Annotated in this window: 1 protein-coding gene; it reads right to left on the reverse strand. The window is 48.2% G+C overall.

From position 1 onward, the window contains the following. Window positions 1-330, reverse strand: a 330-nt coding sequence (locus D0T50_RS13485; protein ID WP_163224043.1) for a hypothetical protein, incomplete at both ends; no start/stop codon positions are given.

Below are 330 nucleotides of genomic sequence, written 5' to 3' on the forward strand. Positions count from 1 at the left end.
GGTGATATTCGTTTCGATGCCAGTGAACAAGATTCACTAACCTACATCGCTGCCGAAAAAGTATATATGCGCGGACGAGTAGAAGGAAGCCCTCGGGCTTTAGAACTGAACAAGTTTCGGGGGTGGCGGTGTAGTGCACAATAGCTGCATGTTCGCTATAGCCGGCAATGGTACTGGAGGCATTGTTGGCCATTTTGTAGGTTTCGCAAGCCGAACCGGGATAAAGCACCAAATGACCGTTATCGTCAAGATCTTTCTTACGAATTTTCTTGCCCGAAGCAGCAAACTTAGCGATTGCACCTACTGGGGTAGCTTTTGACGATTGTCCAC

The organism is Bacteroides sp. 214 (genome assembly GCF_010501015.1).
In the GTDB taxonomy this organism is placed as follows: Bacteria; Bacteroidota; Bacteroidia; order Bacteroidales; family Bacteroidaceae; genus Bacteroides.